The following is a 21,779-nucleotide window of genomic DNA, read 5'->3' as shown; positions in this document are numbered from 1 at the left end:
GTAATTTACAAATCATCATCATTTTGTACACATTTTGCTTGTGTTTCTGGTTTTTGTAATGATAATCACTATCATAAATATTTACTTATCTTTGCATCTGCTGACGGTAATACACACTTAAGGATGTAGGCATGTTTGTCCCATTTCTCATCATGTTACGTGAAGGTCTGGAGGCTGCGCTGATTGTCAGCCTGATTGCCAGCTATCTCAAACGCACACAGCGTGGTAACTGGATTGGCGTAATGTGGGTTGGGGTGTTTCTCGCGGCGGCGCTGTGTCTGGGGCTGGGAATTTTTATCAACGAAACGACCGGCGAATTTCCACAGCGTCAACAGGAGCTGTTTGAAGGCATCGTGGCGGTAGTGGCGGTGTGCATCCTGACCTGGATGGTGTTCTGGATGCGGAAAGTGTCGCGCAACGTGAAACAACAGCTTGAAGAGGCGGTCGACAATGCGCTTCAGCGCGGGAATAACCACGGCTGGGCGCTGGTGATGATGGTGTTTTTCGCCGTTGCACGCGAAGGGCTGGAATCGGTGTTTTTCCTGCTGGCGGCGTTTCAGCAGGATGTGGGGATCTGGCCGCCTGTCGGCGCGATGCTGGGCCTGGCGATGGCAATTGTATTGGGATTCCTGCTCTACTGGGGCGGCATCCGCATGAATCTCGGTCTCTTTTTCAAGTGGACCAGCCTGTTTATTTTGCTGGTGGCCGCCGGCCTGGCTGCAGGCGCCATCCGCGCATTCCATGAAGCGGGATTATGGAACTATTTCCAGGACGTTGCCTTCGATCTGAGCAACGTTATTTCGACACACACGCTGTTTGGTACTCTGCTGGAAGGGATTTTTGGCTATCAGGAAACGCCGACCATCAGCGAAGTGGCGGTCTACTTTATCTATCTGATCCCGGCGCTGGTGCTGTTCATTCTGCCGTCGGGCAATAAAACCACCGCATCACGTGTCGCTTAGTCGGGCATCGCGGATTTATATAGTTACAACATACTTATCGAAAGGAACGGTCATGATGAATCATTTTCGTCGCAATGCGCTGCAGCTTACCGTTGCTGCGCTGTTCAGTTCTGCTTTTTACGCTCAGGCTGCCGATATTCCGCAGGTAAAAGTTACCGTCACCGACAAACAGTGTGAACCGATGAACGTTACTGTGAAAGCGGGTAAAACGCAGTTCATCATTCAAAACCACAGCCAGAAAGCCCTGGAGTGGGAAATACTGAAAGGGGTGATGGTGGTGGAAGAGCGCGAGAATATTGCTCCCGGCTTTACGCAAAAGCTGACGGCGAATCTGCAGCCGGGCGAATATGACATGACCTGCGGCCTGCTGACGAATCCCAAAGGTAAACTAACGGTAACCGGCGAAGCGACCAAAGACGCGGCTAAAGCGGATGCGTTACTTAGCCTGGGCGGAGCCATTACCGCGTATAAAGCCTACGTTACCGCAGAGACCGCTGAACTGGTTAGTGGGACAAAAGCGTTTACCGATGCGGTGAAAGCCGGCGATATCGCGAAGGCAAAAGCGCTGTATGCGCCGACGCGCCAGCATTATGAGCGCATCGAACCGATTGCCGAGCTGTTCTCTGACCTCGACAGCAATATTGATGCCCGCGAGGATGATTACGAGAAAAAAGCGGAAGACCCGAAATTCACTGGCTTCCATCGACTGGAAAAAGCGCTGTTTAGCGATAACAGCGTTAAAGGAATGGATAAATATGCCGATCAACTGAATGCGGACGTTCTCGATCTGCAAAAACGCATCAGTGAACTGGCATTCCCGCCTTCAAAAGTGGTTGGCGGCGCGGCGGATTTGATTGAAGAAGTGGCGGCCAGCAAAATTAGCGGCGAAGAAGACCGTTACAGCCACACCGACCTGTGGGATTTCCAGGCCAACATTGATGGCGCACAAAAAATCGTTAACCTGCTGCGTCCGCAGTTGCAAAAAGATAACAGTTCGCTGCTGGAGAAAGTGGATGCCAACTTCAAAAAAGTGGATGTTATCCTGAGTAAATATCGCACGAAAGAGGGCTTTGAGACCTACGATAAGCTGACGGACGCGGATCGTACGGCGTTGAAAGGGCCGATCACCACTCTGGCGGAAGAGCTGGCTCAGTTGCGTGGGATCCTCGGTCTGGACTAAGTCGATGACAGAGCAAAAAGATGATCTGAATGAACCGTCACGCCGGCGGTTATTAAAAGGGATCGGCGCGCTTGGCGGCGCGCTGGCCATCACCGGCGGTTGCCCGGTAGCGCATGCGGCAAAAGACAATAGCTCGCCGGGAACGTTGTCACCCAATGCCCGTATGGAAACTCAGCCGTTTTACGGACCGCATCAGGCTGGCGTGCTCACGCCACAGCAGGCCTCGATGATGATTGTGGCGTTTGATGTGCTCGCCAGCGATAAAGCGGATCTGGAGCGACTGTTTCGCTTACTGACCCAGCGCATCGCCTTTCTGACCAAAGGCGGGCCTGCGCCACAGACGCCGAATCCCCGCCTGCCGCCCATGGATTCGGGGATTCTGGGGCCGTGGATCGCGCCGGATAATCTGACGATGACCGTATCGGTTGGCCATTCACTCTTTGATGCGCGCTTCGGGTTAGCCAGTCATGCGCCGAAAAAGCTGCAAAAGATGACGGGCTTTCCTAACGATGCCCTTGATGCAGCGCTCTGCCACGGCGATCTATTGTTGCAGATTTGTGCCAATACGCAGGATACGGTGATTCATGCCCTGCGCGATGTGATCAAGCATACTCCGGATCTGCTCAGCGTTCGCTGGAAGCGGGAAGGCTTTATCTCCGATAGCGCCGCGCGAAGCAGAGGCAAAGAGACGCCGGTTAATCTGCTGGGTTTTAAAGACGGTACCGCGAATCCGCAGAGCACGGATAATGCGTTAATGGATAAAGTGGTGTGGGTCACCGAGGACCAGGGCGAGCCGGCGTGGGCGACGGGCGGTAGCTATCAGGCGGCGCGGATTATTCAGTTTCACGTTGAGTTCTGGGATCGCACGCCGTTAAAAGAGCAGCAAACAATTTTCGGCCGTGATAAACAAACTGGCGCTCCGCTTGGCATGCAGCAGGAACACGATGTACCGGATTACAGTAAAGATCCCGACGGTGATATCATTCCGCTTGATAGCCACATTCGGCTGGCAAACCCGCGCACGCCGGAGACCGCGTCCAGCCTGATGATGCGACGGGGTTATAGCTATTCGCTGGGAGTGACCCCTGCCGGGCAACTGGATATGGGGCTGCTTTTTGTTTGCTATCAACACGATCTGGAAAAAGGGTTTCTGACGGTGCAGAAGCGGCTTAACGGAGAGCCTCTGGAAGAGTATGTGAAGCCGATTGGCGGTGGTTATTTCTTTGTGCTGCCGGGAGTTATCGACAATCAGCACTATCTGGGGCAATCACTGCTCGAAGCCTGACGATCCTGCCCGTAAGGGCAGGGCGTTTTCTGCTGTTTTTCCATTCATTTTTTGTATTTCCTGCCTTGTTTAATTTTTCTGTAATCTAATTGTCGGAAACTCTCTTCCGCTGCGATGAGAATTATTTGTTGTCTATCTGTAAGAAATAAGTTGCATTGAGAATTATTTTTGATGTACTTATTACAGACGCGGTAGTTCCCGGCAGTGATGTCGTTTCACCATGGAGATCGCGAATGCCCGATTGCTGTAACGGAAAACGTCAAGCTTCATACCGTACTTATCAGCACGGGGGTCGCATTTCCGACCGTGATTACTGCCCCTCAAATCTATCCCCATCCCCATACACAACAGAAAATCCATACACCGGCAAGGTTATCGGTGCGCGTAGCCATAACCCTCTGTCAATTCGTCATGCAAGCAATGGCTTACAAGGAAGCCAAACCTCAATCGTTCGTGCGCATAATCGCGTCGATATTGACGCGTGTGATGTAAACCAACAACGCAAGGTGCTATCCATGGGAAGACAAAAAGCAGTGACCAGAGCTCGTCGTGAGGCCAAACGTGTGCTGAGACAGGATTCGCGAAGCCATAAACAACGCGAAGAAGAATCGGTCACATCGCTTGTGCAAATGAGTGGCGTAGAAGCAATTGGTATGGCGCGGGACAGCCGCGATGCATCGCCAATTGAAGCACGCAATGACGCTCAGGCGCATTATTTGAATGCCATCGACAGTAAACAGCTGATTTTCGCGACAGGCGAGGCCGGGTGCGGGAAGACCTGGATCAGTGCGGCAAAAGCAGCTGAGGCCCTGATTCATAAGGATGTGGACAGAATTATTGTTACCCGTCCCGTGCTGCAGGCCGACGAAGATCTCGGCTTCTTACCGGGAGATATCGCCGAGAAGTTCGCCCCCTATTTTCGACCCGTTTATGACGTACTGGTGAGGCGGTTGGGGGCTTCCTTTATGCAGTACTGCCTGCGCCCGGAAATTGGCAAGGTAGAAATCGCACCGTTTGCTTATATGCGCGGGCGAACATTTGAGAATGCGGTGGTGATTCTGGATGAGGCTCAGAACGTGACCGCTGCGCAAATGAAGATGTTTTTGACTCGCCTCGGGGAAAACGTGACGGTTATCGTCAACGGCGACATTACCCAGTGCGATTTGCCATCTGGGGTGAGGTCGGGCCTTGCCGATGCGCTGGCGCGTTTTGAGGAAGATGAGATGGTGGGCATTGTGCGCTTTACGGCGGACGATTGCGTGCGATCAACCCTTTGTCAGCGTGCGCTTCAGGCCTATTACTGATTCATATTTAACCTGCAAAGCCCGGGATGACCGGGCTTTGTTTATATGGGGCTAAAGTAAATTTTGCAGAGAGGGGGCGGTCATCGTGGCTTCGAAAGGGATGATTTCGACGTTAGCGATGCCCGATTGCTGAAATGGATCCTGTCTCAGCCAGCTATGCAACAAATCCAGGTCATCGCCTTTAGCCAGAATCACACCACCTGAGCGAGGAATTTTGCGCCCTGATGCGAGAAATATCCCCGCCGAATAACCTTTCTTAAGCCATGCCACATGCTCAGCCAGCAGTGCATCCACTTCATTAAGCGGTTTATGGTAAGTCAGAACAACAACTGCGATGGTGCTCATTCTTCTGTCCATCTTTTATATGGGTATATAAAAGTAGCATGGTGGAGATGCAGGAGGATAGTGGATTGAGTGGGGGATCAGCTCCCAACGGGCAGATTCCTCGCGGGCTTGTCATCTGTCCAACTGGCTGCGCCAGTTGTCGACCCCCGGTCGGGGCTTCTCATCCCCCCCCTGAGTGTGCGATATACAAAAAAAAGCCCGTACCTGGTACGCGCTCTTCTTTAAAGATGGCGGTGAGGGGGGGATTGACTCGCTGCGCTCGCCCTGCGGGCAGATTCCTCGGGGGCTCGTCATCTGTCCAACTGGCTGCGCCAGTTGTCGACCCCCGGTCGGGGCTTCTCATCCCCCCCGGTGTGTGCGATATACAAAAAAGAGCCCGTACTTGCGTACGCGCTCTTCTTTAAAGATGGCGGTGAGGGGGGGATTCGAACCCCCGATACGTTGCCGTATACACACTTTCCAGGCGTGCTCCTTCAGCCACTCGGACACCTCACCATATTTTTTCTGCTGCTCACCTTAGGCGGCAACGGGGCGCTACTATAGGGAGTTGCGCTAAAACGGTCAAGCAGTATTTATTTTTTCTGTATCGTTCGGTTAAGCAATGAACACAACGGGCTGTAGAGTTATGGAATAGAAATGTTAATGCTGTGAATCAGGCCGTGCGTTTTTCACTCTCGGCAGAGATTTTGTATAACTCGTGGACAGCATATGCCGCAACCTTTTCCATCATGTGCTCTGGTCTTTTCATTTTATGCCGAAGTGCCCGCGTTCTTGACACTTATTTGTTCTTATCCGCGATGACACTCATATTTCGTCCGCCATCGAAGTGTACTGTGCTGAAAACGGTACAGTCATATTCCACCAAATATGTTGAGGACAGGAATATGATCGCGGTGCTTTTTGAAGCCGATGTTGTTGCCACGCAACAAGCGCGTTATCTCCAGTTGGCTGCGGAATTAAAACCACTGCTGGCAGATATTGATGGTTTTATCTCTATAGAACGCTTCCAGAGCATGACAACATCAGGAAAGATCCTTTCGTTGTCATGGTGGCGAGACGAAGAGTCAGTGTTACTTTGGAAACAAAACATTTTGCATAAAGCGGCGCAGGTGGAAGGCCGTCGTTCTATTTTTTCTCTTTATCGTATCCGTATTGCACATGTGATTAGAGACTACTCATCCGAAACCACAGGAAGAAAAAATGTTTGATATTCATGTTGTTTTAAATAATAACGTCGGTGAACTGGCCGCATTGGGAACGGTACTGGGACAAAATGGTATTGGTCTTGAAGGCGGTGGTGTTTTTACTATCGCTGGCAAGGGGCATGCTCATTTTCTTGTCGAAAACGGTGATGATGCGAAAATTGTGCTCGAAGAACGAGGTTTTCAGGTTGAGCGAGTACGCCGACATGTGATCCGAAAACTTAAGCAAAAACGCCCCGGTGAATTGGGAGAGATAGCGGCAGTGCTGGCTGAGAATGGTATTAATATATTATGCCAATACAGCGACCATGCAAACCAACTGATCCTTGTGACAGATAATGATATGGTTGCCAGTAAAGTGACAGAAAAATGGGCTGTAATGCATGAGTAAGGTATTAAGACGTACGGACTGCATTGACAGTAGCGATGCTCTGGAATATTCAATGGCAGCTTTAGCGGCTGCCATATCAGACCCATCTCGTGTAAAAATGCTCTGTGCCTTGATGGATGGACGCGCATGGACGGCTACTGAGTTAAGCGTTGTAGCCGATATTGCAGCGTCAACAGCCAGCTCTCATTTATCCCGGCTTGTCAGCGAGAAACTGATTATCTGTCTTTCTCAGGGGCGTCATCGATACTACCGGCTGGCGGGGACGCATATCGCCAGGCTGCTTGAGCATATGATGGGTGTATCATGGCGCTCAGAATCGATAGCGAAAATAAGCACACCGTCCTCATTACGCATTTCCCGAACATGTTATGACCATTTCGCCGGGGAAATCGCGGTTAATCTTTATGATTGTATGGTTTCTGAAGGTTGGGTAACTGCCGATGGCGCTTCACTGACGTTAGCAGGACATGAACGGTTCCGACAGTTGGGCGTTAAACTGAACCCAAAAACTCGGCGTAAAGAATGCTGCGCCTGCCTTGACTGGAGTGAACGGCGATTCCATCTTGGCGGAGAGGCCGGCGCCGCTTTTTTTGCCTGTTGTGAGCAGAAAGGCTGGTTAAGCAGGGCTAAAGGGTTTAGGGAAGTGCGCGTTACTTCCAGTGGAAAAAGGGCATTTAAGAAATTGTTCGGGCTGTGTATATCGGAGAGTATTAAAAATACCTGATTTTCCCACGGCAGAGAGTCGCGCCAACCGATATAAACATATTCACCACTAATCAACAAAAAAGCTGAATTTGAGCGCCTTTGTGACATTACCTGCGATGAGTATATTCGCGGCAGGATCAAGGCCGCTCTTCTGCCTGTGAAGGTGGGGTTGTGCCATGATTATCCAGGCTTTAGGCCTGCATCGTTTCTTTATTTTCTCTGATTCTGGTGGAGTAAAGGAAAGTAAACAGTCAGACGTAAATAGTCTGGATTTGCGTCTTATTCGCTAGTAATGTTAACCATCGTCAGATGAAATGAATGAGGGGAGTAATGTACGGGCAGACTTGAAATAATAACCACTTCAACAAGCTAAGACGTTTCAGGGGTGTAATATCTGATTTGTGTTTTTCAGGATGATTTTCCTCAAAAATAGCGAAAGTGTTAACCCTTTCAATTAGCAGTTACTTCCGGGTTTTTAAAGCAGTGGGTTGAGGTTTTTATGGGTGTAAAAATAAGAAAAGTATTTTTCAAATCTCTTGTCGCAAATAATTATGGTTATTTTTATTGCTTATTTCATCTTTGAGAAAATAGTTTTCTGTGGGTATTCGTGGTTCTTTATTTTTATCCCAAAGGTGTAGGCCAGTACGTCTCCCGTTCTTGTGTTGTACGCACTCCAGTTCCAGTGCCGGAGTGTTTTACTGGCGGCAAAATGACTTTGTCATTAGGTTCACAGATAAGTGCCACGTCAGCACAGGCGATCGGCAGGGATGTGGGCATGAACTTTTGGTGTTAAAAACACGTATCATAAATGGTTCTGATTATAATAAATTATTAACATTTCAGGGAGGGAATAAATGAAAATATAATTTAACAATAAATAAGATGTTTATCATTCATTCTTCTTATCACGAAATGTAATCATCGATCTAAAATTATTAAGCAACCGTTGTGCCTGAATGTATGTCGTATTCGTTATCGCTCTTTTTGCCATCATTACCGGGCAGACCATAAATAGGAATGCTTTGCACTATTTTGGGGCTGCGGTGCATGACTGCACTTTATTGAGGCATCACTGAGCCAGGTATGAGAAATTATATTATGAATAGTGTGTCCTGGCAGGATAAGGTCTGGCACACCAATTATGTTTGGCGGGGTAAATTTTTTTGATTTTTTTCGGAGAGGCGCAGGCGTAACGTATTATTTAAAGAGTAATATCATTTTTATAAGAATTAAATGGCTTTTCCTTAGTGCAAAAAACTGCAATTTCAATTATTAATTGGTTAATATCGCCTTATTTTAACTTTATTGACAACAAAAAAACTGCTGATATTCTCGATAGTAGTCAAAGTGAGTCTTTAATCCTGCGGATTGTTAAATCTGAGTTATTTTATTTACTTTTCATTATCCTGTGGGGGATAAATAATGGAAATTAAAAAGCCGTATTTACTTTTTTTAGGCGATGCCCATGATCAACTGGCGGCAAAAGTCGCTGAGGGGATTAAACAATGGCATCCGGAATATTGCGTCGGTCAGTTTCGCATGGAGAATTGTCATGCAGATTGCCATTTAGTGGATATGGATATTGCCGTAGCGAAAGCGGCGGGAGCAAAAACCCTGGTGGTGGGTGTCGCGAACCGTGGCGGGATTATTTCCAGCCAGTGGATATCTGTATTAAGCGCCGCGCTGCAAAGCGGTATGGATCTGGCTGCCGGGCTGCATAACAAACTGGCTGATGTACCGGAACTGAACGCGTTGGCGGCGCGTCTTGGGCGCAAACTGTTCGATGTGCGCCACCCGGAACAACAATACCCCGTGGCGAACGGCCGCAAACGCAGTGGTAAACGCTTGCTACCGGTGGGTACTGATTGCTCCTGCGGTAAAATGTATACCGCGTTGGCGATTGAACGGGAGATCCTGGCGCGCGGTGGCAAAGCAACCTTCCGCGCCACCGGCCAGACCGGGATTTTGATCAGTGGCGCGGGAGTGAGCATCGATGCCGTCGTATCGGATTTTGTCTCCGGCGCAGTGGAAACGCTGACCCCGGATAACGAGGCGGATCACTGGGATGTTATTGAAGGACAGGGGTCGTTATTCCACCCGTCCTTCGCTGGAGTGACGACAGGACTCATTCACGGGGCGCAACCCGATGCGCTGGTGCTGTGTCACGAACCCACTCGCCGTACGATGCGCGGCGTGGATTATCCGATTCCTGAACTGGGTGATTGCATGGCCTTGAGTCTGAAAACAGCGCAACTGACTAACCCCAAAGCCCGGTTTGTTGGTATCTCGGTAAATACTGCCGCACTGAGCGAAGACGCCGCCTTCACACTGATGAAGCAACTGGCAAAACAGTATGATTTACCGGTTATCGACCCCTTCCGTCAGGGGGTGGGTGCTATTGTCGACCAGTTAGCGGATGAGTAAGGGAACTTACAGTCGCTGCATAATCCGGCAATGGAGGATCGCGATGCTCCGTGGCTGTTGGCCCAGGATCGTGAATCAGATTTACGTTACGAAACCGTGAGTGCTATCCGCCAGAGAGTACATTGTGGGGCTGACGCAGTTATCCGGCCGTTTATCAGGAGAACAACATGTCACGTACCGTCTATGTCAATGGGCAGTATTTGCCTGCCGAGGACGCAAAAGTTTCTGTTTTTGACCGTGGTTTTTTATTTGCCGATGCCGTTTATGAAGTGACAGCAGTGGTGAACGGACAGGTCATTGAGTTTGATGGGCATCTGGCGCGTCTGCATCGTTCCTGTCAGGAGCTGGAGTTAACTTTGCCAGTTAGCGATGCAGAGTTACGCGCTATACATGATGAACTCATTACACGTAACAGACTGCGGGAAGGGGGAATTTATCTGCAATTGAGCCGGGGGAACGCCGGTGATCGGGACTTCAATTTCCCGGAAAAGGATATTGCATCCACCCTGGTGCTGTTTACTCAGGCGCGAGCAGTGGTAAATCACCCGATGGCAGAAACCGGTATCCGGGTGATCACCTGCCCGGATATCCGCTGGCACAGGCGGGACATTAAAACTGTGCAATTGCTGGCCCCGTGCCTGGCAAAAGCAATGGCGCATGCCCAGGGTGCCGATGATGCTTTTTTGGTGGAAAACGGGTTTATTACTGAAGGCAGTTCCTGTAACTGTTATATCGTTACGGCGGATAATGTTGTGGTAACCCGTCCGCGGAGCCATGATATTCTGCACGGTATTACGCGCCATGCGCTATTACAACTGGCGGCGCAGCACGATATCCATCTGGAGGAACGACTGTTCACTCCGGAGGAAGCACGCGAGGCGCGAGAAGTGTTTATTAGTTCTGCCACGACATTCGTCTGGCCGGTGATCAGTGTAGATGGCCAGCTTATTGGTGACGGGAGGCCCGGTCCGCTGACACGGCGCTTGCGCCAGATCTACCTGGAAAATGTTGCTCGCCAGGCGGGACCGCTGGGGTGAGCCTGGCGAGCAACACGTCAAAATAACCGCGTGTCTGACCCGTGGTCTGGCACATGAATATGGTCCACGCTTTCCCTTTCATCTCCATCAAGCTGCGGGTGTGCGCCAGTTGTCGACCCCCGGTCGGGGCTTCTCATCCCCCCCGGCGTGTGCGATATACAAAAAAGAGCCCGTACCTGGTACGTGCTCTTCTTTAAAGATGGCGGTGAGGGGGGGATTGACTCGCTGCGCTCGCCCTGCGGGCAGATTCCTCGCGGGCTCGTCATCTGTCCAACTGGCTACGCCAGTTGTCGACCCCCGGTCGGGGCTTCTCATCCCCCCCTGAGTGTGCGATATACAAAAAAAAAGCCCGTACTTGCGTACGCGCTCTTCTTTAAAGATGGCGGTGAGGGGGGGATTGACTCGCTGCGCTCGCCCTGCGGGCAGATTCCTCGCGGGCTCGTCATCTGTCCAACTGGCTGCGCCAGTTGTCGACCCCCGGTCGGGGCTTCTCATCCCCCCCGGCGTGTGCGATATACAAAAAAGAGCCCGTACCTGGTACGTGCTCTTCTTTAAAGATGGCGGTGAGGGGGGGATTGACTCGCTGCGCTCGCCCTGCGGGCAGATTCCTCGCGGGCTCGTCATCTGTCCAACTGGCTGCGCCAGTTGTCGACCCCCGGTCGGGGCTTCTCATCCCCCCCGGTGTGTGCGATATACAAAAAAGAGCCCGTACCTGGTACGTGCTCTTCTTTAAAGATGGCGGTGAGGGGGGGATTCGAACCCCCGATACGTTGCCGTATACACACTTTCCAGGCGTGCTCCTTCAGCCACTCGGACACCTCACCATATTGTCTTTCCCGCTGATCTCGGGAACGGCCGCTAATTTAGGGAAATACGTTTCGCCCGTCAATCACCTTTTTGAAAAAAACGCGCGTTTAGCCAAACTTCAGGCAACTTGCTGCCTAAGTACGCGGAAATTGATTTTTTTCTCGCCATTCCCTTTTTCACTCGCGGGTCAGGTGAAATTTGCTATGCTGGCAACTTAATAGAAAACAAAGAGTAAAATACCGCGTTGACGTCACCGTACGTGGCGTCGGCTATCAGGAGTCTTCATGGATATCATCTTTTACCACCCAACCTTCGACACACCTTACTGGATTGCGGAACTGGAAAAACAGTTGCCGGGTTCTCGAGTCCGCGAGTGGAAAACCGGCGATAACCAACCTGCAGACTATGCTCTGGTCTGGCATCCACCGGTAGATATGCTGCAAGGACGAGAACTGAAAGCAGTCTTTGCTCTTGGTGCCGGCGTTGATTCAATTCTTAGAAAGCTCCGGGAGCATCCGGAGATGCTGCCGCAGTCGATTCCGTTGTTCCGCCTGGAAGATACCGGCATGGGGTTGCAGATGCAGGAATACGCGGTGAGTCAGGTGCTTCACTGGTTCCGTCGTTTCGACGATTACCAGGCCTTGAAGCAGGAAGCATGCTGGCATCCGCTGGATGAGTACCTGCGCGAAGAGTTCACTATTGGAATTATGGGCGCTGGCGTGCTGGGCGCTAAAGTGGCTGAGGGGCTGCGTCCCTGGGGGTTCCCATTGCGTAGCTGGAGTCGTAGCCGTAAAGCCTGGCCACAGGTGACCAGTTTTGCCGGAAAAGAAGAGCTGAACACGTTCCTCTCGGGTACACGTGTACTGATTAATCTACTGCCTGACACCGCGGAAACCGCCGGAATCATTGATAAAGCGCTGTTGTCTCAGCTTGCGGATAACAGCTATGTGCTGAACCTGGCGCGCGGCGTTCATGTGATTGAAGACGATCTGCTGGCGGCTCTGGATAGCGGCAAGCTGAAAGGGGCGATGCTAGATGTCTTCAGCCGCGAACCGTTGCCCAAAGAGAGCCCTCTCTGGGCGCACCCCCGGGTGGCGATGACGCCGCATATCGCAGCCGTCACCCGACCGCTGGAAGCGATAGCGTATATCGCCACAACGATTGGTCAACTGGAACGAGGTGAAAAGGTGAGCGGGCAGGTGGATCGCAGGCTGGGATACTAAGCGCTAAGCCCGTCGCGGCGGGGTTTTGCTGATCATATACTCAGATTCCTGCTATCCTTGCCACAAACAAAAAGAAGGAGATTGTGATGTATCCTGTTGACCTGCACATGCACACCGTCGCCAGCACCCATGCATATAGCACTCTGCATGACTATATTGCTGAAGCCAGGCGCAAGGAAATTAAACTCTTTGCCATTACCGATCATGGGCCAGATATGGCTGATGCGCCGCACTACTGGCATTTTGTCAATATGCGTATCTGGCCTCGTCTGGTTGATGGCGTCGGCATCCTGCGTGGCATTGAAGCGAATATCAAAAATACTCAAGGTGAAATAGATTGTACCGGACCGATGCTTAACTCGCTGGATTTGATTATCGCCGGCTTTCACGAGCCGGTTTTTCCGCCTCAGAATAAAGCGGTCCATACCGAGGCGATGATTGCGGCTATGGCGAGCGGTGCGGTTCATATTATCAGCCATCCCGGCAACCCAAAGTTTCCGGTTGATATCCCGGCTATTGCCGCCGCTGCGGCGAAGTATAATGTTGCACTGGAAATCAATAATTCATCTTTTGTTTCCTCGCGCATTGGCAGTGAGGATAATTGTCGCGCCGTGGCTGCGGCCGTGCGCGATGCCGGAGGATGGGTTGCGCTGGGTTCGGATTCTCACACGGCGTTCACGCTTGGTGAATTTGCCGAATGTCGTAAAATCCTCGATGCCGTCGATTTTCCTGAAGACAGAATTCTTAACGTGACGCCGCGTCGCCTGCTTAATTTTCTTGAATCACGTGGAATGCCACCGATTCCTGAGTTTGCTGAACTGTAATTTTAAAAACTGGAATAAATAAATGAATGAGTTTTCCATCCTCTGCCGCGTGCTGGGTTCGTTATATTATCGTCAGCCGCAGGATCCGCTGCTGGTCCCGCTGTTTACCCTTATTCGCGAAGGGAAGCTGGCGGCGAGCTGGCCGCTGGAGCAGGATGAACTGCTGGAACGGCTGCAAAAGAGCTGCGATATGCCGTCTCTGGCCACGGAATACAATGCGTTGTTTGTTGGTAAAGAGTGCAGCGTTGCGCCCTATCGTAGCGCATGGGTAGATGGCGCAACGGAAGCGGAAGTTCGGGGATTTTTTACCGCTCATGGCATCCCGACAGGTGAGGGGATGGCGGATCATTTAGGATCGCTACTGTTAGCGGCCTCGTGGCTGGAAGATCACGCGACAGAGGATGAAGACGAGGTTCTGGAAACCCTCTTTGCTGAATATATTCTGCCGTGGTGCGGCTCATTCCTCGGCAAAGTTGAAGCGCATGCGGTTACACCGTTCTGGCGGACAATGGCCCCGTTGACCCGTGAAGCCCTCTCCGCAATGTGGGATGAACTGCAGGAACAGCATAACGATTAAGTGTGACTAGAATCACAATTTATATGCAACGAAATGTTCGCTATTCCACATAATGTGCTTTGTATCTCATTTATGGGGCGCGTATCTGCTATGATACGCGCCATGAATATACTCTTCGCAATCGCATTAACGACCGGCATTCTTTCTGGTATTTGGGGATGGGTGGCGGTCGCGCTTGGCCTGCTAAGCTGGGCGGGTTTCCTCGGCTGTACGGCTTACTTTGCTTGCCCACAGGGCGGGCTGAAGGGGCTGCTGATCTCGACATGCACGGTAATGAGCGGCGTGGTGTGGGCGCTGGTTATCATGTATGGTAGCGCGCTGGCACCGCAATTCGAAATCCTGAGTTATATCATGACGGGGATCGTGGCGTTCCTGATGTGTATGCAGGCACGCAGGCTGTGGTTATCTTTTGTTCCCGGGACCTTTATTGGCGCCTGTTCAACGTTTGCGGGTAATGGCGACTGGCATGTAGTTGTGCCTTCCCTGGCGCTGGGCCTGGTATTTGGTTACGCCATGAAAAATAGTGGGCTGTGGCTGGCGGCGCGCGCGGAGAAAAATAAGCCGCTTGCTAATGAAAGCAACTGATCTCACATAGGCCGCTTTCATTACCTTAGTACCCAGCCCGTTCAGGTTACTGCTGCTCAGTTAAGCCACTCATCGGTTTTATTATCACCATAGCGCGATGCCTGTTCTGATGGCTGATTATCGTCAACATCTTCTTCGCCTTTCGTCATGAGGGCTGTCGTGTCATATTATCCACGAATATCAATCTTAAGACGTATGTCGGCAGGAGGATAAATGGCTGTTCAACCTGAGGTTATTCTCGGCGATATTACAAAACTTGCCGTCGATGTTATCGTGAATGCGGCAAACCCCTCGCTGCTTGGCGGCGGCGGTGTTGACGGCGCGATCCATCGTGCCGCAGGGCCGGAACTGTTGGCCGCCTGTAAAGTGGTGCGGCAACAGCAGGGGGAGTGTCCGCCAGGCCATGCGGTGATTACCCTCGCGGGAAATTTACCCGCCAGCGCGGTTATTCACGCCGTAGGGCCTGTCTGGCATGGTGGTAGCCAGCAGGAAGCGGAGCTACTGGCTGATGTTTATAAAAATAGTTTGCTGTTGGCCTCGGCAAATAACTACCGATCCATTGCATTTCCGGCGATTAGCACCGGCGTTTATGGCTACCCTAAACGTGCGGCGGCAGAGATAGCGGTACGGACGGTGACGGCGTTTCTTACCCGCTATACGCCGCTGGAACGTGTCTGTTTTGTTTGCTTTGATCCCGAAACCGCCGGCATCTACAGACAATTGCTTCAGGTGTAGTCGCGTATCGCGCGGTTGTTGAAGTAAACTATGCGTTTTTAGCCGGAAATTATCACCGCGGGAGAGTAATCGGTGGCTGTAGGGAAAGTATTGCAAAAACAACAGATTCGCCGAGGAGAAATTGTTAATGCGGCGCAAAAATGCTTCGCGGAAAAGGGGCTGCATGGAGCTTCGGTTGCGGATATTGCACGCCAGGCTGGCCTGAGCGTAGGGCAGTTGTACCGCATCTTTGCCAGTAAAGAAGAAATTGTTGAAGCGATTGTCACGGAAATCGTTAATGCCAGAGTCGGCGAAATGATTGCCGGAAATCACGATTTATCCCGGATGGCAGCGATTTTAGCGGGGGCGATCCCCGTGAATGAGCATACTAAAAATGATAATTATCTGTTGATGGAAATTAACGCGGAAGCGTCCAGGAACCCGCGCCTGCGAGACATTATGCTGCAGGCAGATCGCCGTTTGAAAGAAGAAGGGGGGCGGCTTACCCGGCACTACCATCCTGATATGAGCGATGAACACATTAATGCCGCCTGCGAATTTATCGCCATATTAACGGAAGGCGCCGCCTATCGACGTGAACTGGTCACATCGATAGTGGATAAAACGGCAATGGAAGGCCTGTATCGTGATGTCTTTCGTCTGCTGTTCGCGAAAAAGTAGGCTGGTTTACATGAAATACAGTCTGTCTTGCTGTTGGCGTTAGCAGGTCGACGTCTGCGGTTTAGCCGCTTTTTGTGGGTATTTCCCGGAAAAAAGAAAGCGCAACAGCGGTATCCGCAGATGGATTTCATACAGAATCAGAGCAATTCCAACAACAAAAACCAGCCCGGTCATAAATCCCAGGATATTTGATTTAATTACCGGCGCTATCCAGGCTCCGTAGAGCAGAGTTAACGGGTGGTGAACCAGATAGATAAACAGCGATGCATTGACGAAATAGGTCACGCGTGCTGACTGAAAATTGAGTAAACGGTGTCCAAGCGAAAAGACGACATTGACCATCCACAGACCCAGCACCATGGTAATAATATATTCTATTTCATACATCCAGCCATCGCCGGAGCCATACTGTTGATTGAGGCGGTAAGCGATAAAACCCAACAGCGCCGCGGTAAAACACCCAGGTGACGGAGTGGTCAACATCGTTTTCAGGCGTGCGTTAATAAATGTCTGGGCGCCGAGTATAAAGAACGGCAGATAAAACAGCGTCTGCATGACGATAAAGTTGAACAGACCGTTGCTGAGAATCGGCGGATATAAAATGAATAGCGTGCGGCGAATGATGGCATATAGCACGCCGAGAACCAGGAAAATGACCGATAGCTGCCTTAATGTGACAGCGTCACCGAAAGTGGATGCTGCGGCAGAACGCCGCTGTGCCAGCCACTTAAACAGCACAACGCCTAATGTCGTCAGTACCATCAGAACTAATAAAAACCACAGGTGTGAGATGAGTTCCCAGGCCAGTGTGTTGAATTTTTCATAACCCGAGAGCGCATGCCAGTTCTCCGTTTTTCCATTGACATACTGCAGCATAATGAACTGCGGAAGGGTGAGTAGCGGAATGGCGGTTAACATGGGAATTCCCACCCGTTCAATGCGTACCTTCCACCATTTCTTAAGCGGATAGCGCAGAAAGAGCATGTAGGAAAAATAGCCGGAAATCACGAAGAACACCTGCATGCGAAAGGCGTGGATGAAGTCATTAAACAATGTCAACCACCATGAGGGCTCGACGCTATTAACATGCCAGCTGTGGCTGGAATAGATGAGCGAGATGTGAAAAGGGATACCTAACAGCATTAACCAGGCGCGGATGCTGTCGAGGAAATATTCACGCTGTACTGGAGTATTATTCATACGATTTCACGGCATTCTCAGACAATTCGTCTTACCACTCAATGCGATAAGCTTTAAATTCACTGTAACCCTACATGAACCCCGGGTATCTGTCTCCAGGATAAGTACGTAAAGTGCGACTGAGAGAGTGAACTGTTTGTTCCCTGTACCGCTAAGCTGAACAATACAGGGATTATGTTGTCGGATTGCCCGAGTTTCCATTAAAATAGATCGGATCGATTTAAGCACACAAAGGGGGAAGTGCTTACTTATATGAAACATAAACCACAGATGATGAAAATGCGTTGGTTAAGTGCAGCTGTCATGTTGTCCCTGTGTACTTCATCTGCATGGGCATTCAGCATTGATGATGTCGCAAAAGAAGCTCAAACGCTAGCTGGTAAAGGCTACGAAGCGCCAAAAAGTAACCTGCCCTCTGTCTTCCGCGATATGAAGTACGCTGACTATCAGCAAATTCAGTTTAATCACGATAAAGCCTATTGGAACAATCTGAAAACCCCCTTCAAACTTGAGTTTTATCATCAGGGGATGTATTTCGACACACCGGTGACCATTAATGAAGTCACTGCAACCAGCGTGCACAAAATTAAATATAGCCCGGACTATTTCAATTTTGGCAATGTCCAGCACGATAAAGATACGGTTAAAGATCTGGGGTTCGCGGGCTTTAAGGTCCTGTATCCGATCAACAGCAAAGATAAGAACGATGAAATAGTCAGTATGCTCGGCGCCAGCTACTTTCGCGTGCTGGGCCAGGGCCAGGTGTATGGGCTTTCTGCCCGTGGGCTCGCCATTGACACTGCGCTGCCTTCCGGCGAAGAATTCCCGCGTTTTCGTGAGTTCTGGATTGAGCGTCCAAAAGCCACGGATAAGCGTCTGACTATCTATGCGTTACTGGATTCCCCGCGTGCCACAGGCGCTTATCGCTTTATCATCATGCCGGGTCGCGATACTGTCGTGGACGTACAATCGAAAGTTTATCTGCGCGATAAAGTGGGGAAACTGGGGATCGCTCCGTTAACCAGTATGTTCCTGTTTGGGCCGCATCAGCCATCTCCCACCATTAACTACCGTCCGGCGCTGCACGATTCCAACGGGCTTTCTATCCTGGCCGGTAATGGTGAGTGGATCTGGCGTCCTCTGAATAATCCAAAACATCTCGCTGTCAGCAGTTATGCAATGGAGAATCCACAGGGATTTGGCTTGCTGCAGCGAGGCCGTCAGTTCTCGCGTTTTGAAGACCTTGACGATCGTTACGATTTGCGCCCAAGCGCGTGGATTACGCCAAAAGGCGATTGGGGGAAAGGGAAAATCGAACTGGTTGAGATCCCGACCAACGATGAAACCAACGATAATATCGTTACCTACTGGACGCCGGATCAACTGCCGGAACCCGGTAAAGAGATGAACTTCAGATACACTATCACTTTCACCCGTGACGAAGATAAATTGCATGCGCCGGATAACGCGTACGTTATGCAGACTCGTCGTTCCACTGGTGATGTCAAGCAATCAAATCTGATCCGCCAGCCTGATGGCACTATCGCTTTTATTGTTGATTTTATCGGCGATGACATGAAAAAGATGCCTGCGGATACGCCGGTAACCGCGCAGGCCAGCATTGGTGATAACGGCGAAATCGTTGAAAACAGCGTGCGCTATAATCCAGTGACGAAAGGCTGGCGCCTGATCCTGCGCGTAAAAGTGAAAGATCCGAAGAAAACGACGGACATGCGCGCTGCGCTGGTCAATGCCGACCAGACGACGTTGAGTGAAACCTGGAGCTATCAGCTGCCTGCCAATGAATAAGATAACGAAGTACATCGACGCATTGCCGCTGTCGGAGGCGGAGAAAACCGCATTACCCGACGCGAGTCTACAGGCCGTCCATGAAGCGCTGGACGCGGAGCATCATGTTTATCATCGCGAAGACGATTCACCGCTGGGCTCGGTAAAGTCGCGACTGGCGCATAGCTGGCCGCATTCGCTGTCTGGTGAGCAGTTGATTAAAGATGATGAAGGTCGCACCCAACTGAATGCCATGCCAGAAATAAAGCGTTCCTCTATGTTTCCGGACCCGTGGCGAACCAATCCCATCGGGCGGTTCTGGGATCGTCTGCGTGGTCGTGATGTCACGCCCCGTTACCTCACTCGCCTGAGTAAAGAAGAGCTGGAGAGCGAACAGAAGTGGCGAACTGTGGGTACTATCCGCCGCTATATATTGCTGTTGTTGACCTTGTCGCAGACCATCGTGGCGACCTGGTACATGAAAACTATCTTACCGTATCAAGGTTGGGCGCTGATTAATCCGATGGACATGGTCGGGCAGAACCTTTGGGTGTCCTTTATGCAACTGCTGCCCTATGTGTTGCAGTCAGGGATTCTGGTTCTGTTTGCGGTGCTTTTCTGCTGGGTTTCCGCGGGGTTCTGGACGGCATTAATGGGGTTCCTGCAACTGCTGATCGGGCGCGATAAATACAGCATTTCTGCGTCGACCATCGGAGACGAGCCGCTGAATCCGGAACATCGTACTGCGCTCATCATGCCGATTTGTAATGAAGACGTGGACCGCGTTTTCGCCGGGCTGCGGGCGACCTGGGAGTCAGTAAAAGCCAGCGGTAACGCCAGGCACTTTGATGTCTATATCCTTAGCGATAGCTACAACCCGGATATCTGCGTGGCGGAGCAAAAAGCGTGGATGGAACTGATCGCTGAAGTGCAGGGTGAAGGGCAGATTTTCTACCGTCGCCGCCGTCGGCGCGTAAAACGCAAAAGCGGCAACATTGATGATTTCTGTCGCCGGTGGGGCAGCCAGTACAGTTACATGGTGGTGCTGGACGCTGACTCGGTGATGAGCGGCGAGTGCCTGAGCGGACTGGTTCGGCTCATGGAAGCGAACCCGAATGCCGGGATTATCCAGTCGTCGCCGCGCGCTTCCGGTATGGATACGCTCTATGCTCGTTGTCAGCAGTTTGCCACGCGTGTGTATGGTCCGCTGTTTACCGCGGGCCTGCACTTTTGGCAATTAGGCGAGTCGCACTACTGGGGTCATAACGCGATTATCCGCGTAAAGCCGTTTATTGAGCACTGTGCGCTGGCACCGTTACCGGGAGAGGGTAACTTTGCCGGTTCCATTCTGTCGCACGATTTTGTGGAGGCGGCGTTGATGCGTCGCGCCGGATGGGGGGTGTGGATTGCCTACGATCTTCCCGGTTCGTATGAAGAGTTACCGCCGAACCTGCTGGACGAACTGAAGCGCGATCGCCGCTGGTGCCAGGGTAACCTGATGAACTTCCGTCTGTTTTTGGTGAAGGGAATGCATCCGGTTCACCGTGCGGTGTTCCTGACCGGTGTCATGTCTTACCTCTCGGCGCCGCTATGGTTTATGTTCCTTGCGCTGTCTACCGCTTTGCAGGTTGTACATGCCCTGACTGAGCCACAGTATTTCCTGCAGCCGCGGCAGTTGTTCCCGGTCTGGCCGCAGTGGCGCCCGGAGCTGGCAATTGCGCTGTTTGCCTCGACTATGGTGCTGCTGTTCCTGCCGAAGTTACTGAGCGTTATTCTGATCTGGTGTAAAGGGCCAAAAGCGTACGGCGGCTTTATCCGCGTCACGCTTTCTCTGCTGCTGGAAGTGCTTTTTTCCGTGCTGCTGGCGCCAGTGCGAATGTTGTTTCACACTGTGTTTGTGGTCAGTGCGTTTCTCGGCTGGGAAGTCGTGTGGAACTCGCCGCAGCGTGATGATGATTCCACCCCGTGGAGCGAAGCGTTTATGCGTCACGGTTCACAACTGCTGCTGGGCCTGGTCTGGGCGATTGGCATGGCGTGGCTGGATCTGCGTTTTCTGTTCTGGCTGGCGCCAATCGTGTTTTCGCTTATCTTGTCTCCGTTTGTGTCGGCGATTTCCAGCCGTGCGACAATCGGTCTGCGTACCAAGAGATGCAAGCTGTTCCTGATCCCGGAAGAGTATTCTCCGCCGCAGGTGTTAAAAGATACCGATACCTTCCTGACGCTGAACCGTCAGCGTTCCCTGGACGATGGTTTTATGCACGCGGTATTTAACCCGTCGTTTAACGCACTGGCAACCGCGATGGCGACGGCGCGTCATCGTCACGGTCATATTCTCGATACTGCGCGCGAACGCCATGTTGAACAGGCGCTGAATGAGATGCCGGATAAGCTTAATCGTGACCGCCGCCTGGTGTTGCTGAGCGATCCGGTCACGATGTCGCGTATGCATTATCGTGTATGGGCCGCGCCGGAAAAATATTCTTCGTGGGTGACGGCGTATCAACAGTTGACGCTGAATCCCCTCGCGTTAAAACGATGAAAGCCG

Annotated in this window: 19 protein-coding genes, 2 tRNA genes and 1 pseudogene; 17 read left to right on the top strand and 5 right to left on the bottom strand. The window is 51.4% G+C overall.

Going from position 1 to position 21,779, the window contains the following annotated elements; all coding sequences use genetic code 11:
• Positions 1 to 131: 131 nt before the first annotated feature.
• The 4 genes from efeU (at position 132) to phoH (ending at position 4,731) form a co-directional block, all read left to right on the top strand.
• Positions 132 to 962, top strand: coding sequence for an iron uptake transporter permease EfeU (gene efeU, locus FN037_RS10180; protein ID WP_138363210.1), 831 nt, complete (start codon positions 132 to 134; stop codon positions 960 to 962).
• Between the two features lie 52 nt (positions 963 to 1,014).
• Positions 1,015 to 2,142, top strand: a complete 1,128-nt coding sequence (gene efeO, locus FN037_RS10175) for an iron uptake system protein EfeO (RefSeq protein WP_142502140.1) — start codon at positions 1,015 to 1,017, stop codon at positions 2,140 to 2,142.
• A gap of 4 nt (positions 2,143 to 2,146) precedes the next feature.
• Positions 2,147 to 3,427 carry an iron uptake transporter deferrochelatase/peroxidase subunit gene (efeB, locus tag FN037_RS10170; protein WP_138363212.1) on the top strand — a complete coding sequence of 427 codons (1,281 nt, stop codon included), beginning with the start codon at positions 2,147 to 2,149 and terminating at the stop codon, positions 3,425 to 3,427.
• A gap of 515 nt (positions 3,428 to 3,942) precedes the next feature.
• Complete coding sequence (phoH, locus tag FN037_RS10165) at positions 3,943 to 4,731, top strand: phosphate starvation-inducible protein PhoH (protein ID WP_171034958.1); 789 nt, start codon at positions 3,943 to 3,945, stop codon at positions 4,729 to 4,731.
• Between the two features lie 51 nt (positions 4,732 to 4,782).
• Here phoH and FN037_RS10160 read toward each other — a convergent pair whose 3' ends face one another.
• Both FN037_RS10160 and FN037_RS10155 read right to left on the bottom strand, forming a co-directional pair.
• Positions 4,783 to 5,076 (bottom strand): YciI family protein, encoded by a 294-nt coding sequence (locus FN037_RS10160; protein WP_142502138.1) that lies wholly within the window; start codon positions 5,074 to 5,076, stop codon positions 4,783 to 4,785.
• Positions 5,077 to 5,483: 407 nt separating this feature from the next.
• Positions 5,484 to 5,571: transfer RNA gene (locus FN037_RS10155), tRNA-Ser, on the bottom strand.
• A gap of 389 nt (positions 5,572 to 5,960) precedes the next feature.
• Here FN037_RS10155 and FN037_RS10150 point away from each other — a divergent pair.
• Genes FN037_RS10150 through FN037_RS10140 form a run of 3 tightly spaced genes read left to right on the top strand, consistent with a single transcriptional unit; the run spans position 5,961 to position 7,393 of the window.
• On the top strand, positions 5,961 to 6,284 hold the full coding sequence (locus tag FN037_RS10150; protein ID WP_138363215.1) for an antibiotic biosynthesis monooxygenase family protein: 324 nt from the start codon (positions 5,961 to 5,963) through the stop codon (positions 6,282 to 6,284).
• Positions 6,277 to 6,669 carry an amino acid-binding protein gene (locus FN037_RS10145; RefSeq protein WP_138363216.1) on the top strand — a complete coding sequence of 131 codons (393 nt, stop codon included), beginning with the start codon at positions 6,277 to 6,279 and terminating at the stop codon, positions 6,667 to 6,669. Before FN037_RS10150 ends, FN037_RS10145 begins: the two co-directional genes overlap by 8 nt.
• A gap of 52 nt (positions 6,670 to 6,721) precedes the next feature.
• On the top strand, positions 6,722 to 7,393 hold the full coding sequence (locus FN037_RS10140; protein WP_260607832.1) for an ArsR/SmtB family transcription factor: 672 nt from the start codon (positions 6,722 to 6,724) through the stop codon (positions 7,391 to 7,393).
• Positions 7,394 to 7,999: 606 nt separating this feature from the next.
• Here the strand turns inward: FN037_RS10140 and FN037_RS24595 are convergent.
• A pseudogene (locus FN037_RS24595) lies at positions 8,000 to 8,145 on the bottom strand (IS1 family transposase); the annotation flags it as partial.
• A gap of 651 nt (positions 8,146 to 8,796) precedes the next feature.
• Here FN037_RS24595 and dgcN point away from each other — a divergent pair.
• Together dgcN and FN037_RS10125 are read left to right on the top strand one after the other, a co-directional pair.
• Complete coding sequence (dgcN, locus tag FN037_RS10130) at positions 8,797 to 9,798, top strand: N-acetyltransferase DgcN (RefSeq protein WP_138363218.1); 1,002 nt, start codon at positions 8,797 to 8,799, stop codon at positions 9,796 to 9,798.
• A gap of 167 nt (positions 9,799 to 9,965) precedes the next feature.
• Positions 9,966 to 10,835, top strand: coding sequence for a D-amino-acid transaminase (locus tag FN037_RS10125; protein WP_138363219.1), 870 nt, complete (start codon positions 9,966 to 9,968; stop codon positions 10,833 to 10,835).
• Positions 10,836 to 11,571: 736 nt separating this feature from the next.
• On the opposite strand, the gene FN037_RS10120 is transcribed toward FN037_RS10125, so the two are convergent.
• Positions 11,572 to 11,659: transfer RNA gene (locus FN037_RS10120), tRNA-Ser, on the bottom strand.
• Between the two features lie 267 nt (positions 11,660 to 11,926).
• On the opposite strand from FN037_RS10120, the gene ghrA reads away from it, so the two are divergent.
• The 6 genes from ghrA (at position 11,927) to FN037_RS10090 (ending at position 16,246) form a co-directional block, all read left to right on the top strand.
• Positions 11,927 to 12,865: a glyoxylate/hydroxypyruvate reductase GhrA gene (gene ghrA / locus FN037_RS10115; RefSeq protein ID WP_142502136.1), complete on the top strand. Its 939-nt coding sequence runs from the start codon at positions 11,927 to 11,929 to the stop codon at positions 12,863 to 12,865.
• A gap of 86 nt (positions 12,866 to 12,951) precedes the next feature.
• A complete protein-coding gene (locus FN037_RS10110; RefSeq protein ID WP_171034873.1) occupies positions 12,952 to 13,689 on the top strand; it encodes a phosphatase in 738 nt (245 codons plus the stop codon).
• Positions 13,690 to 13,711: 22 nt separating this feature from the next.
• The gene (locus FN037_RS10105; protein ID WP_138361141.1) at positions 13,712 to 14,266 is read left to right on the top strand and encodes a molecular chaperone; all 555 of its coding nucleotides are present in this window, start codon (positions 13,712 to 13,714) and stop codon (positions 14,264 to 14,266) included.
• Positions 14,267 to 14,368: 102 nt separating this feature from the next.
• Complete coding sequence (locus FN037_RS10100; protein ID WP_138361142.1) at positions 14,369 to 14,851, top strand: DUF1097 domain-containing protein; 483 nt, start codon at positions 14,369 to 14,371, stop codon at positions 14,849 to 14,851.
• A gap of 213 nt (positions 14,852 to 15,064) precedes the next feature.
• Positions 15,065 to 15,586 (top strand): O-acetyl-ADP-ribose deacetylase, encoded by a 522-nt coding sequence (ymdB, locus tag FN037_RS10095; protein ID WP_138361143.1) that lies wholly within the window; start codon positions 15,065 to 15,067, stop codon positions 15,584 to 15,586.
• Positions 15,587 to 15,658: 72 nt separating this feature from the next.
• Positions 15,659 to 16,246 (top strand): TetR/AcrR family transcriptional regulator, encoded by a 588-nt coding sequence (locus tag FN037_RS10090; RefSeq protein ID WP_138361144.1) that lies wholly within the window; start codon positions 15,659 to 15,661, stop codon positions 16,244 to 16,246.
• Positions 16,247 to 16,285: 39 nt separating this feature from the next.
• On the opposite strand, the gene mdoC is transcribed toward FN037_RS10090, so the two are convergent.
• On the bottom strand, positions 16,286 to 17,446 hold the full coding sequence (gene mdoC / locus FN037_RS10085) for a glucans biosynthesis protein MdoC (RefSeq protein WP_142502135.1): 1,161 nt from the start codon (positions 17,444 to 17,446) through the stop codon (positions 16,286 to 16,288).
• Between the two features lie 252 nt (positions 17,447 to 17,698).
• Between mdoC and mdoG the strand changes: the two genes are divergently transcribed.
• The gene (gene mdoG, locus FN037_RS10080; protein ID WP_221887621.1) at positions 17,699 to 19,255 is read left to right on the top strand and encodes a glucans biosynthesis protein MdoG; all 1,557 of its coding nucleotides are present in this window, start codon (positions 17,699 to 17,701) and stop codon (positions 19,253 to 19,255) included.
• Positions 19,248 to 21,773 (top strand): glucans biosynthesis glucosyltransferase MdoH, encoded by a 2,526-nt coding sequence (mdoH, locus tag FN037_RS10075; protein ID WP_138361146.1) that lies wholly within the window; start codon positions 19,248 to 19,250, stop codon positions 21,771 to 21,773. The genes mdoG and mdoH overlap by 8 nt, the downstream gene beginning before the upstream one ends.
• The last annotated feature ends 6 nt before the right edge of the window (positions 21,774 to 21,779 follow it).

The organism is Klebsiella sp. 2680 (genome assembly GCF_900198535.1).
In the GTDB taxonomy this organism is placed as follows: domain Bacteria; phylum Pseudomonadota; class Gammaproteobacteria; order Enterobacterales; family Enterobacteriaceae; genus Klebsiella; species Klebsiella indica.
This window is presented reverse-complemented; position numbering and strand designations above follow the sequence as displayed.